We start from the raw sequence: 14,525 nt of genomic DNA, 5'->3' as shown, positions 1-14,525 counted from the left end.
ATCTCCTCCGCCATCGGATCGCTCAGAGCATACCAGTTCTGGAGGAAGTAAACGCGCAGCATGGTCTCAATCGGCATCGGTGGGCGCCCGCCCTTCGGTCCGGCTTTCGGATAATGGGGTGCGATCAACCCCAGCAACCGACCCCAGGGGACCACGGCCTTCATCTCGGACAGGAACACCTCGCGCCGCGTCTGCTTCTTCTTCATCGCATCACGAAGGCCGGGAAATGCAGGTTGCTTCGGCATCTGAAAGGCTCCTTGAAGGGGATGCCCAAGTTTACCAGATCATGCGGAAAGGGGGAGGTTTTTCAGACGTTCCTTAAGTCATATCTGGACTTCAAAGATGCATTAATCGAGTTTAGTGTTTCAGGCGCAGATAAAGCAGATCAGGCTCGCGCACTAGCATTTATGATAAAGTCGGTTGCTGCTGTTCTTGTGGCAATGCGAAGAGATATCGGTTACCGGTTTACGAGTTTCTCAGCCAAGGAATTAGGGCGATTACAGCTTGCAAATGATGCGGAAACTATGAAGATCTTTGATCACTTATAAGAAGAAGTATTTTTTATTTCAGCCTATCTCTCCACTATAGTTCACCACCCCCACTTCCCCCTCCCGCCCGCTTCCGCCACACTCCCCTCCAAATCAGGAGGACTCCACATGAAACTCGCATTCCTCGGCCTCGGCACGATGGGCTACCCCATGGCGGGGCATCTCGCCAAAACGTACACCGTCACCGTCTATAACCGCACCGCGGCCAAGGCCGAGGCCTGGGCCGCAGAGCACAATGGCCACGCCGCAACCACCCCGCGCGAGGCCGCAAAAGACGCCGACATCGTGCTGGCCTGCGTGGGCAACGACGACGACCTGCGCTCCGTCACGCTGGGCGAGGACGGGGCCTTCGCCGGCATGTCCCCGGACGCGATCTTCGTCGATCACACCACGGTCAGCGCGCAGGTGACGGCAGAGCTCTATGCCGCCGCGCGGGACAAGAACCTGCACTTCGTCGATGCGCCCGTCAGCGGCGGGCAGGCTGGGGCGGTGAACGGCCAGCTCTCTATCATGTGCGGCGGCGATCAGGCCGCCTTTGAGCGGGCCGAACCGGTGATGCAGACCTATGCGAAACTCTGCCGCCGCATAGGCTCCAGTGGCGCGGGCCAGATGACCAAGATGTGCAACCAGATCGCCATAGCAGGGCTGGTGCAGGGGCTGTCAGAGGCGCTGCATTTCGCGCAGAAGGCGGGGCTCGACGGACAGGCGGTGGTCGAGGTGATCTCTCAGGGCGCGGCAGGGTCGTGGCAGATGAACAACCGCCACGCCACGATGCTGGACGACCACTATGACCACGGCTTTGCGGTGGACTGGATGCGCAAGGATCTGGGCATCTGCCTTGCCGCCGCAGACGCGCACGGGGCCAGCCTGCCGGTGACGGCGCTGGTGGACCAGTTCTACAAGGACGTGCAACGGATGGGCGGCGGGCGGTGGGACACCTCGGCCCTGCTGAAACGGTTGCAGGCGCTGGGTTGACCGCGCACTGTGCGGCCAGCAGGAAAGGACACCATATGAACATGAAGGACAAGGTCTGCATCGTCACCGGTGCGGCCAGCGGCATCGGGCGCGCGATCGCTGAACGCTACATCACCGACGGCGCCCACGTCGCCATCGCAGACCTGAAGCTGGAGGCGGCGCAGACCGCCGCGGACGCGTTGTGTGCCAAGGGGCCGGGTCGCGCCATCGCGGTCGAGATGGACGTGACCGACGAGGATGCGGTGAATGCGGGCGTGGCGCAGACGGTCGCGGCATTCGGCCGGGTCGACGTGCTGGTCAGCAACGCCGGCATCCAGATTGTCCACCGGATCGAGGATTTTCCCTATGCGGAATGGAAGAAGCTGCTGGCGATCCACCTCGACGGCGCGTTCCTGACGACCAAGGCCTGCCTGCCGCACATGTATGCCCAGGGCAGCGGCACCGTGATCTACATGGGCTCCGTCCATTCCAAGGAGGCGTCGCCGCTGAAGTCGGCCTACGTCACCGCCAAGCACGGCCTGCTGGGCCTGTGCCGGACGCTGGCCAAGGAAGGCGGCCCGAAGGGCGTGCGCAGCCACGTCATCTGCCCGGGTTTCGTCAAGACGCCGCTGGTGGAGAAGCAGATCCCCGAACAGGCGCGTGATCTGGGGATATCCGAGGAGGAGGTCGTCAACCGCGTCATGCTGGGCGGCACCGTGGATCAGGAATTCACCACGATCAAGGACATCGCTGACCTTGCATGGTTCCTTGGCGCGTTCCCGACCAACGCGCTGACGGGCCAGTCGATCATCGCCAGCCACGGCTGGCACATGAGCTGACCCCTACCGGTCGCGCGCCCGGCGGATCACGCCGGGCAAGCCGCCGGAAATCAGGGCATTGACCTCGACCAGCGTCCGGGCGGCGTCGAGCCGTCCGGGACTGACGAGGTAGTTGGGTGTCCATGCGGGATCGAACTTCTGCTTGAAGCTGCGCAGCCCTTCAAAATTGTAGAACCGCTCGCCGTGGGCATAGATGAACCCGCCGACCCGGTGCCACACGGGCGCGCCGCGCCGGTTCTCCAGCCCCGCGAGCGGTGCGGCCCCGAGCGTGAACCACGCATAGCCCGTGCCCTTAGCCCAGAGCAGCATTTCCGCGAACAGCGCGTCCATGGCGGCGGGCGTCGTGGCGGGGTCGTAGCGCATCAGGTCGATGCCGCAGCATACCCCGTCACCGCCGCGCAGCAGGGTGGCAAATGCCGCGATACGCCCCGTTTCCGTGTGACGCAGCACCGCATGGTCGAAGTTTCGCAGGTAGTCGGGATCGAAGGCCCCGATGGAGAACGCCTTCTCAGACCCCGCCTTGTGCGCGAGCCACGTGTCAGACACGGCGCGCAGGGCGTCCAGATGCGCAGGCAACTCGGCGGCGGGGATCAGGGCAAAGCCGTAGCCGTCGCGCATTGCCCGTGCCTTTGCGTGTCGCCAGTCCTTGCGCCTGGCCCCGTCGAGCGAGAAGTCCGCAAGCGGCACGCGGGCGATCTCTCCGATCTTGACGACCGACAGGCCGAGGTCGATGTAGGTCGGCAGCCACGCGGTCTGCACCGCATAGAAGGCACAGCGCCGCCCCATGCGGTCGGCCATGTCGCGGAACGCCCAGATCAGCGCCTCTCCTTCCGCCGGGTCGCCGACGGGATCGCCCCGCGCGATCAGGCTGCGCCCGGTGTCCGCATAGGCGATGTAGGCGCGCTCTGCGGGGTCGATCAGGAACCGCTTGTCGCCGGTCAGGGCCAGACCCGCGTCGGGGTCCGGGCTGGCCAGCGTCAGGCGGCGCACCACGTCGGGGACGGGTTCGGGCAGCAGCCGGGTGGTGGACCGGCTGATCAGGGCATTCAGCGCTACCGCGACCAGCACGACGACGACGGCCAGCGTGGCGCGCAGGAACCGGGGGGCATCGCCGCTGATGGCGAACTGCCACCACAGGTCGTCGGAATAGGCGACGTTGCGATAGGCGAAGAAACCGATCCACGTGGTCCCCGCCACTAGCAGGGCGACGCTGACCAGCCAGCGGACGTTCAGCTGCAGCGCAGACCCGAGGCCGACGCGGTAGAACGCGGACCGGAACGTCCACAGCACCGCCAGCGCCAGCACGAGGGCCGCGTCATAGCCGAACCCCGCGCCCCGCAGCACAGACAGCACCAGCGCCACAGCGAGCAGCCCCATCGCGATGGCCCATGCCCGCGCCATGCGGCGATAGAGGCCGCGCGCCACGATGAGCAGCAGCACGCCCGCGACGCTGGACATCAAATGCGACGCCTCCAGCAGGCCCAGCGGCACGCCGGCGGCATCGGTGGCATCCACCGGCAGGTCGCCGCGCAGCAACAGGGCCGCACCCGACAGCAGGGCGACGGCGGCGGCCAGCACCGGCACGATCGGGCGCGTCGCCTGCATCACGGTCCGGTGGAGCGCTCCGGCCCTGTCGCGGTTGGACAGCGCCCATGCGATGGCAAGACCCACCACGGCGACGGCAAAGGGCAGCACGGTGTAGATCACCCGGTAGAACAGCAGCGCCACCAGCAGGTCGGACCGCCCCGTGCCGCCGAGGCCAGCGATCATCGCCGCCTCGAACACACCGATGCCGCCGGGGGCGTGGCTGAGGACGCCCAGCCCCAGCGCCCCGATAAACACGACGAAAAACAGCACGAAGTTCTGCGCCAGATCTTCCGGCAACAGCACATAGAGCGTCAGCGCCGTGGCGGTCAGGTCGATCAGGGCAATGCCCATCAGCACCAGCATCTGCCGGGCTGCGGGCAGGGTGACGGCGACCGGACCCAGCACCAGCCGGCGCGGGCCGCGCGCGGTCCAGATCAGCAGCGCCGCCACCGTGGCAAGGATCGTCGCGCCGACCAGCGTCTCGAACCCGGCGGGCAGGCGCACCATCCCGCTGAGACCTGCGGGATGCAGCAGGAACAGCCCGCCCAGCAGCGCCATGAGCCCGAGGAAGAACGCCAGCCACGAGGTGGCGATCAGGCCTGCCACGATCCCGATGTCCACCCCGAAGGCCGCATAGATGCGATAGCGGACGGCGCCGCCCGTCAGCCACGAGAAGCCCAGCAGGTTTGAGATCGCCATCGAACTGATGCCCGTCAGGATCGGAACGCTGGCAGGCATGGCCGGTGCGTTCAGGCTGCGCAGGATGATCGGATCATAGAGTGCCAGTGCCACGTAGGAAATCACCATGGCGCTGACTGACAGCACAATGCGGTCCCAGCCGTAGCCGTCCAGATCGCGCTTCAGGTCGCCCGGCTGGATCGTGGCGCTCAGGTCGCGCAGCACCACCAGGGCGATCAGCATGATGGCAAGCGGGATCACCACCCGCCAACCGGGCCAGTCCAGCACGCGCGCGAGCAGACCGGGCTGCGGGTCGGCGCTGGCCCGGATCGCAGCGTCGCGCTGCGGATCGGTGCGGGCAGGGGGCTGTGGCATCGGACACTCCGGACTGATCCCGGTGATGCGGGATGCGGCGTCCGTGGTCAAGCCTGCGGAGGTGCGGCACGCAGGGCGCGCCGGGTCCGTGAAAACCGGGTGTGATGCCGGCGGTCGTGGCGGGCCGGGCGGCCACGGCCTGCGCCCCGCCGCATTCCGGCCCGGTCGTGGCGCATTCCCCTAGAACAGGTCGATGTGCCGGAACAGGTGCAGACCATCCAGCAACTGGATCGCCCCATAGGCCGCCAGCACCGCCAGCAGGATCATCGCCCATGTGGGCAGGCCGCTGGCGCGGGTCGTGGCGGCGAACCGGTCGCGGGCGCTGCGCCGGTCGCGGCGGCCCATGCGGTCGGCAGGGTCGCAATGCTCTGCGTCATGCGCGTTCTCGGTGTCCTGCTGCGCCGCGCGGGCGGCAGCGGCGGCGTGGTCGTGGCGCAGGGTGGCGAACTGCTGTTCCAGCAGCGCGATGCGTTGGGTCAGGTCCGGGCCGGGGGTGCCGGCGTCGTCGGTGAAGCTCATGTCATGGTCTTTCGGCTGGATTGTGGGAAACCGGTGCAACCGTCATGGCTGCGCCCCGGTGCGGACGGAAGGGCGGCCCCGGGGCAGGGGCCGCCACTGGCCAATGTTCAGCGCCGCTCTTCGCGGGTCACGTCGCCGGACATGTCGATGCGGATGCGCACAGGTTCGGCATCGGCGTTCGTGGCCCAGACCTCGGCGTGCCGGCCGCGCGTCTCGATCCGTTCGATGTCGGTGTAGCCTGCTTCGCTGGCGATCCGCTCGATCTCGGGGCGGGGCAGGGCGAAGCCGTCATCGCCGCCCGGTCCCCGGCGGTCGTCGCCGCGTGCATCGCGGCGGTTGCCCTCGTCCCGCTCGAAGCTGACCAGATCGCCGTTGGCCGCGACCTCGATCTCGACGCGGGCCCCGCCTGCGGCACCCTTGATCTCAACGCGACCGTCGTCCTCGACCTCGACCTCGTGGATGCGGTCCACGTCGAAGGTCGCGATCCGGTCGCGCACCGGCCCTGACAGGACCGCATCCAGCAGCGGCTGGGGCAGGACCGCGCGCGGTTCGGTCTTCATCTCCTTGATCTCGCCCGACCGGTCGTAATCTACCTCGAAGCGTGCACCATCGGGCAGCAGGGCGCGGATTTCTCGCGCGCCGTCATCCTCCGTCGCGTCGCGCACATCGGTCAGGCCCAGTCCGGCCAGCAGGGGCGGCAGGGCGATGGGCGCCGCACCGGCGGCCTGCGACGGCGCGTCTGCGAAGACCCGCGGTGCGGGGGGCGTTGCGGCGGCGGGGGCCTGCGCGGCCTCAGGCGCCGGGCGTGTGGCCTGGGCGGGTGCAGGGGCTGCCTGCGCATCGACCGTGACGGTCGCATCGCGCAGGGTCTGGCCCTGCAGATCGCCATTCACCGTGACGCGGTCGCCCATCGCAGCGGTGCCGGCGTCACTGTCGACCTCGACCAGGATGCGGCCCGTCGTCGTCTCGATCACGATGCGGTCGTCGAAGCGGTCGGTCACGGTGCCGGTCAGTTCCGCCAGTGCGGCGAAGGCGGCGACGGGCAGCGTCAGCAGCGCGATGGCGGTCAGACCTGTCATCAGGGACTTGGGTGTCATGTCGTTTCCTCTTTCAGTGTCCGGGGCGGTGGCCCCATGGTTTGCGGTGCATCCGCACCGACGCCTCTTGCGGCGATGAGGCAGGTCTACCGCGCCCCACCCAAACGAAGCCGCAACGATCCGTTGAGGTTTCGTTGCGGTGCGATATGTCATCAAGGAACCATGAGACATGCAGCCCTGACCCTCGCCCTCGTTCTTGCCGCCCAGCCGCTGGCGGCACAGCAGGATGCTGCACGCCCCGGCGTGCCCGCCGCACAGGCAGCCCCGCTTGAGCTTGCGCAGATCGCCGAGGCCATCGCCGCGCGCTATCGCGGTCGCCTGCTGGCGATCCGCCTGGATGCGCCACGTCCGCCGGAGGCGGCACTTGGCGCGCGGCTGGTCTACGAAGCCGACTATCTGACCGTCTTCGACAACCGCCTGACGATCCGGCTGGATGCATCGACGGGGATGTTCCTGCTGGTCGACGGCGCCGGCCAGACCCGCGCCCGGATCTTGCCGTGAAGGTCTTGGTGATCGAGGACAACGCCCGCCTGCGCGAGCAGTTGACGCAGGCGCTGCAGGATGCGGGCTTCATCGTGGAAAGCGCGGCCGACGGCACGCAAGGCGAATTCATGGGCGCGACCGAGACCTATGCCGCCGCCGTCGTGGACCTTGGCCTGCCCGGCATGACGGGATTGGAGATCCTGACGAGTTGGCGCAGCGCGGGGCTGACGCTGCCCGTGGTGATCCTGACCGCGCGCGGCGACTGGACCGACAAGATCGCGGGCTTTCGCGCGGGCGCCGACGACTACGTCGTGAAACCCGTCCGGACAGAGAAGGTCGTGTTGCGCATCCAGACCATCCTGCGGCGCGTGGCGGGCCATGCGACGCCCACCATCGCGGCGGGACCGCTGGTGATGGATACGCAGACCGGCCTCGTGACGCTGGACGGGGCCGCCTTGCGCCTGACCGCGTTCGAGCACCGCCTGCTGACGCTGCTGATGCACAACCTTGGCCGAGTCGTGACCCGGACCGAAATGTCCGACAACCTCTATGGCAGCATGGAGGACCGGGATTTCCGATCGCTCGAGGTCATCATCGGGCGGCTGCGGCGCAAGCTGGGCGCTGACCGCATCGTGACCGAACGCGGCACCGGTTACCGTCTGGTCGCCGACGCGGCATGAGGCGCCTTGGCCCTGCCAGCCTGCTGAGCCGGATCGTCGCGGTGTCGGCCATCGGGATCGGCGTGGCGCTGCTGGCGGCATGGATGACCATCGGCGCGGTGCTGGACCGCTTCGTCGTGGCGCGGGTGGCGGCGGAGCTCGACGCGACATCGGACGCACTGCTGGCGGGGCTGGGGCTGGGGGTGGGGGGCGACGGATTGGCGCTGGCGGCGCTGCCGGTCGATCCGCGTTTCAGCCGACCGCTGTCGGGATGGTTCTGGCAGATCACGACGCCGGACGCCGCACCGCTTGTGTCGGAATCCCTGTTCCTCGACACGCTGCCAGCGCCCTATCGCAGCGGGCCCGACGGTGCCGCACTGGTGGTGCGTGACCGCAGCGTGACGATTCCCGGCTGGGACGACCCCATCGCCATCGTCGTCACGGCCCCGATGACCGAGGTCGCGGCGGCGCAGGCCCGCGTGCGTGCGCCCCTGCTGACCGCGCTGGTGGCGCTGGGGGTGGGCTTGGTCGCACTCGCGGCAGCACTCGGCCTGATGGCGCTGTCGGGGTTCCGCCACATCGGTGCCGGCATCGCCGCAATCCGCGCAGGGCGCAGCGAACGCCTGCCGCGCCGGGGGCTGAGCGAGGTGGATGCGCCGGTGGACGAGATCAACAGCCTGCTGGACCAGAACCGCGCCGTGATGACCCGCGCGCGCGAACACGTCGGCAACCTCGCCCACGCGCTGAAGACGCCGCTGGCAGCACTGCTGAACGACGCGCCCGCCGCCAGCGATGCGGCGCGGCTGGCCACCCGCATGGACCGGTTGATCCGCTATCACCTGCGCCGTGCGCGCGGTGCGGGGGCGGCGCAGATCCTTGGTGCGCGGACCCCCGTCCTCGACGTGGCCGAGGATATCGCCATGGTCCTACGCGGCGCGGCCCGCGCGCGCGGCGTGGCTTTGCGCCTCGACGTGGACGAGATGCTGGATTTCGCGGGCGAGCGCGAGGATCTGGAGGAGATCATCGGCAACCTGTGCGAGAACGCGGTGCAATGGGCGCGGTCCGCGGTCGATCTGACGGCGGTGGCGGACGGTGCGGCGCTGGTCGTCACCATCGCAGACGACGGCCCCGGCATCGGGGCCGCCCACCTGCCGCACGCGTTGCAACGCGGCGGGCGGCTGGACGAGGGTGTCGCTGGCAGCGGCCTCGGCCTTGGGATCGTCACCGACCTCGTGGGGTTGAACGCGGGCGAGATCGCCTTCGCGCAAAGTGCAGCGGGCGGGTTGCGCGTCGACGTGCGCCTGCCGCGGGCGGTCCCGCAGGACTGACAGCCTGCAACACGTTGGCAACCGCAGCCCCCCTTGTGCGTTGCACCGCATCACAGCCAATTTCTGCAGGAGCACCCGTCATGGACCACAACGACCGCATCGCCATCGAGGGCCTGTTCGACAAGGTCGCACAGACCGCCCAGACCCAGTCCGCCCGCGACCCGGAGGCGGAGGCCCTGATCGCCGACCGCATCGCAGCGACACCGGGTGCGGCCTATGTCCTGGCGCAGACCGTCATCATGCAGGAACAGGCGCTGAACGCGGCGCAGGACCGGCTGCAACGGACGCCGCAGACGCAACCGCAATCCAGTGGCCTGTTCGGCGGGCTGTTCGGCGGCGGTCAACAAGCGGCACCCCGCCCGGCAGCACCGCAACCGCAGCAGACCGCCCCGCGTCCCGGTCCGTGGGGCGGTGCGCGCGCGGGCGGCGGTGGCGGGTTCCTTGCGGGGGCCGCGCAGACGGCGATGGGTGTCGCAGGCGGCGTGCTTCTGGGGCAGGCGATCGGCGGCATGTTCGCCGGTTCCGCCGAGGCTGCCGGAATGGACGAAGGGTCCGGTGAGGAGCCGGGCTTCGACGAAGGTGGCTTCGACGATGGCGGCTTTGACGGCGGGTTCGAATAACCACCCGAATGCAGACCGCCCGCACCATCAGGTGCGGGCGGTCTTGTCTCACACCGGCGGGCGCTGATCAGTGCAGCTCGACGGGCTTCGGCTCTCGCGCCGTCTTCCACAGCGAAAACCCGATGCCCGCGCCAAGGATGGCGAAGGTGATCCCGAGCGACCACATCGGGGGAAACTTCTCCCAGCCCAGCCCGGCGGCGATGAAGACCTTGGAGCCGATGAAGACCAGCAGCAGCGACAGTGCATATTTGAGATAGGCGAAGCGGTGCAGCACGGCAGCCAGCGCGAAATAGAGCGCCCGCAACCCGAGGATCGCAAAGATGTTGGACGTATAGACCAGATAGGGGTCGGTGGTGATCGTGAACACGGCCGGCACGGAATCCACGGCGAACACCAGATCCGCGAACTCGATCACGATCAGCGCGAGGAACAGCGGGGTCGCGAAATTGACCAGCTTTCCGGTCGCCGGATCGGGCTTTTTGACGAAGAAGGCATCGCCTTCGACGGTGTCCGTCACGTTCATGCGGCGACGCAGGAACCTGATGAACATGTTCTGGCTCAGATCGGTCGCGCCTTCCTTGGCCAGAAGCATCTTGATGCCGGTAAAGATCAGGAACACGGCGAAGATATACAGCACCCAGTCGTAGCGGGCGACGATGGTCGCACCGAAACCGATCATGATGCCGCGCAGCACGATCACGCCGAGGATGCCCCAGAACAGCACCCGGTGCTGGTATTCGCGCGGAATCGCAAAAAAGCCGAAGATCAGCGCGATGACGAAGATGTTGTCCAGCGCCAGCGTCTTTTCCACCACGAACGCGGTCAGGTATTGCGCCGTGGCCTCACCGCCCATCTGCCACCAGACAAAGCCGGAGAAGGCCACGCCGAGGGTGATGTACATGGCCGAAAGCTTCAGGCTCTCGCCGACTTCGATTTCGTGGTTGTCCTTGTGCAGGACGCCAAGGTCGAAGACGAGGAGGGCCACGACGATGACGACGAAGACCAGCCACATCCACAGTGGCTTGCCGAGGAACAGGTAGAGCAGGATTTCCATTGGTATCAGACCCGGTTGGGCGCAGGTGGCGCCGTGAAAACGGATGCGCGCGCGGACTCGTCGGGACTGGCGGGGGGGGGCGTCCGGGCAAACCATCGCACACAGGCGATGCGATCCGACATCACGATGGTTTATTCCATCGTCAGAGGGGCCCGGGCCGCAATCGGTACATCGGAAGCCCGGTCTGCTGCGTCAAGGGGCGGGCGGGCCTGAATCCGCCCTTGGGTCCGTGGCCTTACCTGCGCCGTCGGCGTGGTGCGTCATCGCGTCGCCCTGCGGGGCGGCCTTGTTGCATCGATGTCGTCCATCACGCATTGCCGTGGCGTTGCGGAGCCCTAACCCGCACAGGTATGTGACGAGACGATGACGAGGCGTGACCCGTACCTACGGGCGATCAGACAGCAGGAGGCCGCGCGATGACCACAGTTTGCACACGGCGCCTTGCCGCTGACCGCGGGCACCGTGCCGTTGGCCGATGCGCCGAACCCGTGCTGCCCGTGACAGGCAGTCCCACCATATGACCGCACGGATGCGATCGACCATGGCGGTATGGCTGCCGGATCCGGCGTGGCGGCTTGGCCTGTTTGGGCTGCTGCTGCTGCCCGTGGTCATGGCCCTTGACGGGCTAATCTTTCCGTCGGGATGGCCCATCGCGTTCGCCGTGCACATGGCGGGTGTGGCGATCGTCGTGTGGGGCATGGCCACGGCCTATCCGCATGGCCATGCGGGCGCCTGCAATCTGGTCACGATGCTGCGGCTGGCGCTGGTGGCGGTGCTGGCGGCAGGGGTGGGCGTTGCAGGTCCGATGGAGACGGGGACCGTCTGGGCGATCTTCGCGCTGGCGGTGCTGGCGCTGTCGCTGGACGGCGTCGATGGCTGGCTGGCGCGGCGCGCCGGGCTCTCCTCCGACTTCGGTGCCCGCTTCGACATGGAGACGGACGCGGCCCTCGCTGCCGTGCTGGCCGCGCTGCTGATGGCCGAAGGGCGCGTCGGGCCCGAGATCCTGATCCTCGGGCTGACACGTTATGTCTATGTCGCGGCCAGCCTCGTCTGGCCCTGGCTGGCGAGCCCGCTTTATCCCAGCCTGCGCCGCAAGACCGTTTGCGTGATCCAGATCGGCACACTCGCGGTGCTGACCCTGCCCGTGCTGCCGGATGGATTTGCGCGGCCCCTCGCTGTGACGGCGTCCGTGCTGCTGGTCTGGTCGTTCGTCCGCGACATCCGCTGGCTGGCGGCGCGCCGGTGAGGGGCGGGGTCGCCAAGGGCCTGCTGCGCGCCGGTGGCATCGCCGTGCTGATCGCCCTTTTCGCGTGGGTGCTGAACGATCCTGCCCTGCGCGCGCGGCTGTCGCGGGCCGACCCGGTCTGGATCGCCGCCGGCACCGTCTGCCTGCTGGTGCAGACCGTCATCATGGCGCAGCGGTGGCGGCTGGTGGCGGGGCAGTTGGGCCTGACCCTGGGGTTCGGTCATGCGGTGCGCGAATACTTCATCGCCCAGATCGTCAATGTCAGCCTGCCGGGCGGCGTCGTGGGCGACGGCGCGCGCGTCGTCCGCTCGTCCGGCGGACGCGCGGGATTGCGCGCGGCCACGCAGGCGGTGGTGATCGAGCGGGCGCTGGGGCAGGCGGGCCTGCTGCTTGTCGGTCTGTGCGGTCTGCTCTGGGCGCTGGTGGCGCCTGGCGTGCTGGACTGGCCGCCCGCACTGGCGCGGGGCCTGCTGGTCGTCGGGGCCGCGGCAGGGGCTGTGGCGGTGATCGCGGCGCTTTGGCTGCGCGGGGGGCCGGTGGCGCTGCTGCTGGCCCGGTGCCTGCCGGACGCACCGCAGCGCGCGGCGCATCTGGTCCTGTCACTGGCCGCCGCTGCGCTCAACGTCGCAGGCTTTGCCTGTGCCGCTGCGGCGACTGGTACGGTGCTTCACCCACAGGCGGCGCTGGTGCTGGTGCCGCTGATCCTGACGGCGATGCTGGTCCCGCTGTCCGTTGCCGGGTGGGGCTGGCGCGAGGGGGCGGCGGCGGTGCTGTTCCCGGTCGCCGGCCTTGCGGCGGATGCGGGTATCGCGGCGGGAATCGTGTTCGGCATCGTCATCATGCTGGCCGTACTGCCCGCCGTGCCGTTGCTGCTGCGGCGCAGACGGCAAGGCGGCGCGGGACCGACCGCCACCGTGGCACCGGACGCCGACCTGCGCCATCCGCATCCCAAGGCGGTCCACACATGATGGCGCGCCGCCTGCAATCGGTGGTCTTCGCCGCCTTCGGCGTGCTGCTGTTGCAGGTTCTGCTGGTGCTGCCATCGCACCCCGCGGGCCTGACCCTGTCCCGCTGGCTGACCCCGGTGTGGGAGGTGGCGCTGATCGTGGGCCTGCTGGTGGTGGCACCATGGCGCGCGGTGCGTGCGCTGGTCGTGATGGCGGTCGTCGCGTTGAAGGCGTTGAAGCTGGCGGATCTGGGGACGCAACTGGCGTTCAGCCGCGCGTTCAACCCGCTGCTCGATCTGCACATGCTCGTGTCGGGCTGGGCGCTGCTGTCGGCCAGCGTGGGATTGCCTGTGGCGGCACTGGCGGTCGGCGGTGCCGTGACGGTGCTCGCGCTGGTGGCGGTCCTGCTGTGGGTCAGCCTCGGCCGGCTGGGCGAGTTCGGCCTGCGCGGGCGCGCTATCGCCGTCGCCCTGCCGCTGGCGGTTGCCGGGGTGGTGGCGGTGACACCCGGCCTGCGGTCCATGTGGGCCACGCCGCTTGTCGTGCAGCAGATCGACCGCATCCAGACCGGCGTGGCGAGCCTCGCGGTCTTTACCGCCGCCCTGCCGGAGGATCCAGTGCCCGCCCCCACCTTCGCCGCGCTGCAGGGCCGCGACGTGATCGTGGCCTTTGTCGAATCCTATGGCCGGTCGTTCATCGACGACCCGGAGTTCGCGGCCCTGTCCGCGCCGCGCCTGTCCGCCGTGCAGGACCGTCTGAGCGATGCGGGCTGGTCCGTGCACAGCGGCTGGCTGGCGGCCCCCACCCGTGGCGGGCAAAGCTGGCTGAGCCATGGCACCCTGCTGTCGGGTTTGTGGGTGGACAGCCAGATCCGCTATGACCGCCTGATGCTGTCGAACCGTGCCTCGCTCAACCGCCTATTCGGGGCGGCTGGCTGGACCACCGGGGCGGCGATGCCCGCCATAACGCTTCATTGGCCGGAGGCGGCGTGGTATGGCTATGACACGACGCTGGATGCGGCGGGGCTGGATTATCGCGGACAGCCGTTCGAGTGGGTGACGATGCCGGACCAATACACATGGTCGGCGCTGGACATGAAACTGCGCCAGACCGGGAAGCCTGCGATGATCGAGGTCGCCCTCATCACGTCCCACGCACCGTGGACGCCGCTGCCCTTTATCGTGCCGTGGGAGGATGTGGGCGACGGCGCGATCTTTGACGGCACGCAGCGGTTCGGCGACACGCCCCGCGCGGTCTGGTCCGATCCCGTCCGCATCCGGCAGCAGTATGCCCTGTCGCTGGATTACGCGCTGGAAGTGATGGGGCAATACATCGCCCGGAGCGGCAACGACGCCCTGTTCGTCGTGCTGGGCGACCATCAACCCGCCGCCCTGCTGGCCGGGCAGGATGCCCCACCCGACGTGCCCGTGCACATCATCGCCACCGATCCGCGCCTGCTGGACCGGTTGCCCGCCGACGCCTTTGCCCCCGGCATGGTGCCTTCCGCCGACGCACCGGTGCTGCCGATGGACGCCATGCGCGGCCTGCTGACCACGATCTACGAGCAACCCCTCACCGACTGACCCCCAAG

The 14,525-nt window shown here is 68.5% G+C and carries 14 protein-coding genes; 9 read left to right on the top strand and 5 right to left on the bottom strand.

Going from position 1 to position 14,525, the window contains the following annotated elements:
* Nucleotides 1–245, bottom strand: a 245-nt coding sequence (locus BMX16_RS12790) for a transposase (RefSeq protein WP_245731535.1), incomplete at its 3' end; no start/stop codon positions are given.
* A gap of 411 nt (nucleotides 246–656) precedes the next feature.
* Between BMX16_RS12790 and BMX16_RS12785 the strand changes: the two genes are divergently transcribed.
* Nucleotides 657–1,523: an NAD(P)-dependent oxidoreductase gene (locus tag BMX16_RS12785; protein WP_089904215.1), complete on the top strand. Its 867-nt coding sequence runs from the start codon at nucleotides 657–659 to the stop codon at nucleotides 1,521–1,523.
* Between the two features lie 35 nt (nucleotides 1,524–1,558).
* On the top strand, nucleotides 1,559–2,341 hold the full coding sequence (locus tag BMX16_RS12780; RefSeq protein WP_089904213.1) for a 3-hydroxybutyrate dehydrogenase: 783 nt from the start codon (nucleotides 1,559–1,561) through the stop codon (nucleotides 2,339–2,341).
* 3 nt (nucleotides 2,342–2,344) lie between these two features.
* Here the strand turns inward: BMX16_RS12780 and mprF are convergent, their stop codons facing one another.
* From mprF to BMX16_RS12765, 3 genes are all read right to left on the bottom strand, one after another.
* Complete coding sequence (gene mprF / locus BMX16_RS12775) at nucleotides 2,345–4,981, bottom strand: bifunctional lysylphosphatidylglycerol flippase/synthetase MprF (RefSeq protein ID WP_089904211.1); 2,637 nt, start codon at nucleotides 4,979–4,981, stop codon at nucleotides 2,345–2,347.
* Between the two features lie 180 nt (nucleotides 4,982–5,161).
* Nucleotides 5,162–5,500, bottom strand: coding sequence for a hypothetical protein (locus BMX16_RS12770; protein ID WP_089904208.1), 339 nt, complete (start codon nucleotides 5,498–5,500; stop codon nucleotides 5,162–5,164).
* Between the two features lie 107 nt (nucleotides 5,501–5,607).
* Nucleotides 5,608–6,597 carry a hypothetical protein gene (locus BMX16_RS12765; RefSeq protein ID WP_089904206.1) on the bottom strand — a complete coding sequence of 330 codons (990 nt, stop codon included), beginning with the start codon at nucleotides 6,595–6,597 and terminating at the stop codon, nucleotides 5,608–5,610.
* A gap of 162 nt (nucleotides 6,598–6,759) precedes the next feature.
* On the opposite strand from BMX16_RS12765, the gene BMX16_RS12760 reads away from it, so the two are divergent.
* From BMX16_RS12760 to BMX16_RS12745, 4 genes are all read left to right on the top strand, one after another.
* Nucleotides 6,760–7,098: a hypothetical protein gene (locus tag BMX16_RS12760; protein WP_089904203.1), complete on the top strand. Its 339-nt coding sequence runs from the start codon at nucleotides 6,760–6,762 to the stop codon at nucleotides 7,096–7,098.
* A complete protein-coding gene (locus BMX16_RS12755; RefSeq protein WP_089904201.1) occupies nucleotides 7,095–7,760 on the top strand; it encodes a response regulator transcription factor in 666 nt (221 codons plus the stop codon). The genes BMX16_RS12760 and BMX16_RS12755 overlap by 4 nt, the downstream gene beginning before the upstream one ends.
* Complete coding sequence (locus BMX16_RS12750; RefSeq protein ID WP_089904198.1) at nucleotides 7,757–9,067, top strand: sensor histidine kinase; 1,311 nt, start codon at nucleotides 7,757–7,759, stop codon at nucleotides 9,065–9,067. The genes BMX16_RS12755 and BMX16_RS12750 overlap by 4 nt, the downstream gene beginning before the upstream one ends.
* 80 nt (nucleotides 9,068–9,147) lie before the next feature.
* On the top strand, nucleotides 9,148–9,687 hold the full coding sequence (locus BMX16_RS12745; RefSeq protein WP_089904196.1) for a DUF2076 domain-containing protein: 540 nt from the start codon (nucleotides 9,148–9,150) through the stop codon (nucleotides 9,685–9,687).
* Nucleotides 9,688–9,754: 67 nt separating this feature from the next.
* Here BMX16_RS12745 and BMX16_RS12740 read toward each other — a convergent pair whose 3' ends face one another.
* Complete coding sequence (locus BMX16_RS12740) at nucleotides 9,755–10,741, bottom strand: TerC family protein (RefSeq protein ID WP_089904193.1); 987 nt, start codon at nucleotides 10,739–10,741, stop codon at nucleotides 9,755–9,757.
* Between the two features lie 529 nt (nucleotides 10,742–11,270).
* Between BMX16_RS12740 and BMX16_RS12735 the strand changes: the two genes are divergently transcribed.
* Genes BMX16_RS12735 through BMX16_RS12725 form a run of 3 tightly spaced genes read left to right on the top strand, consistent with a single transcriptional unit; the run spans nucleotide 11,271 to nucleotide 14,517 of the window.
* Entirely contained in the window at nucleotides 11,271–11,987 is a 717-nt protein-coding gene (locus BMX16_RS12735) for a CDP-alcohol phosphatidyltransferase family protein (protein WP_245731533.1), read from the top strand.
* Nucleotides 11,984–12,955: a lysylphosphatidylglycerol synthase domain-containing protein gene (locus BMX16_RS12730; RefSeq protein ID WP_245731531.1), complete on the top strand. Its 972-nt coding sequence runs from the start codon at nucleotides 11,984–11,986 to the stop codon at nucleotides 12,953–12,955. Before BMX16_RS12735 ends, BMX16_RS12730 begins: the two co-directional genes overlap by 4 nt.
* Complete coding sequence (locus BMX16_RS12725) at nucleotides 12,952–14,517, top strand: LTA synthase family protein (protein ID WP_089904190.1); 1,566 nt, start codon at nucleotides 12,952–12,954, stop codon at nucleotides 14,515–14,517. The genes BMX16_RS12730 and BMX16_RS12725 overlap by 4 nt, the downstream gene beginning before the upstream one ends.
* Nucleotides 14,518–14,525 lie beyond the last annotated feature (8 nt).

This window comes from Loktanella fryxellensis, assembly GCF_900110065.1.
Lineage (GTDB): Bacteria > Pseudomonadota > Alphaproteobacteria > Rhodobacterales > Rhodobacteraceae > Loktanella > Loktanella fryxellensis.
The sequence above is the reverse complement of the archived record's forward strand: the minus strand, read 5'-3'. Positions and strand labels throughout refer to the sequence as shown.

Bases quoted from the DNA above. Each gene is read 5' to 3' on its own strand.
- BMX16_RS12785 (WP_089904215.1), top strand. From the start codon at position 657: ATGAAACTCGCATTCCTCGGCCTCGGCACGATGGGCTACCCCATGGCG.
- BMX16_RS12780 (WP_089904213.1), top strand. From the start codon at position 1,559: ATGAACATGAAGGACAAGGTCTGCATCGTCACCGGTGCGGCCAGCGGC.
- mprF (WP_089904211.1), bottom strand. From the start codon at position 4,981: ATGCCACAGCCCCCTGCCCGCACCGATCCGCAGCGCGACGCTGCGATC.
- BMX16_RS12770 (WP_089904208.1), bottom strand. From the start codon at position 5,500: ATGAGCTTCACCGACGACGCCGGCACCCCCGGCCCGGACCTGACCCAA.
- BMX16_RS12765 (WP_089904206.1), bottom strand. From the start codon at position 6,597: ATGACACCCAAGTCCCTGATGACAGGTCTGACCGCCATCGCGCTGCTG.
- BMX16_RS12760 (WP_089904203.1), top strand. From the start codon at position 6,760: ATGAGACATGCAGCCCTGACCCTCGCCCTCGTTCTTGCCGCCCAGCCG.
- BMX16_RS12750 (WP_089904198.1), top strand. From the start codon at position 7,757: ATGAGGCGCCTTGGCCCTGCCAGCCTGCTGAGCCGGATCGTCGCGGTG.
- BMX16_RS12745 (WP_089904196.1), top strand. From the start codon at position 9,148: ATGGACCACAACGACCGCATCGCCATCGAGGGCCTGTTCGACAAGGTC.
- BMX16_RS12740 (WP_089904193.1), bottom strand. From the start codon at position 10,741: ATGGAAATCCTGCTCTACCTGTTCCTCGGCAAGCCACTGTGGATGTGG.
- BMX16_RS12735 (WP_245731533.1), top strand. From the start codon at position 11,271: ATGCGATCGACCATGGCGGTATGGCTGCCGGATCCGGCGTGGCGGCTT.
- BMX16_RS12725 (WP_089904190.1), top strand. From the start codon at position 12,952: ATGATGGCGCGCCGCCTGCAATCGGTGGTCTTCGCCGCCTTCGGCGTG.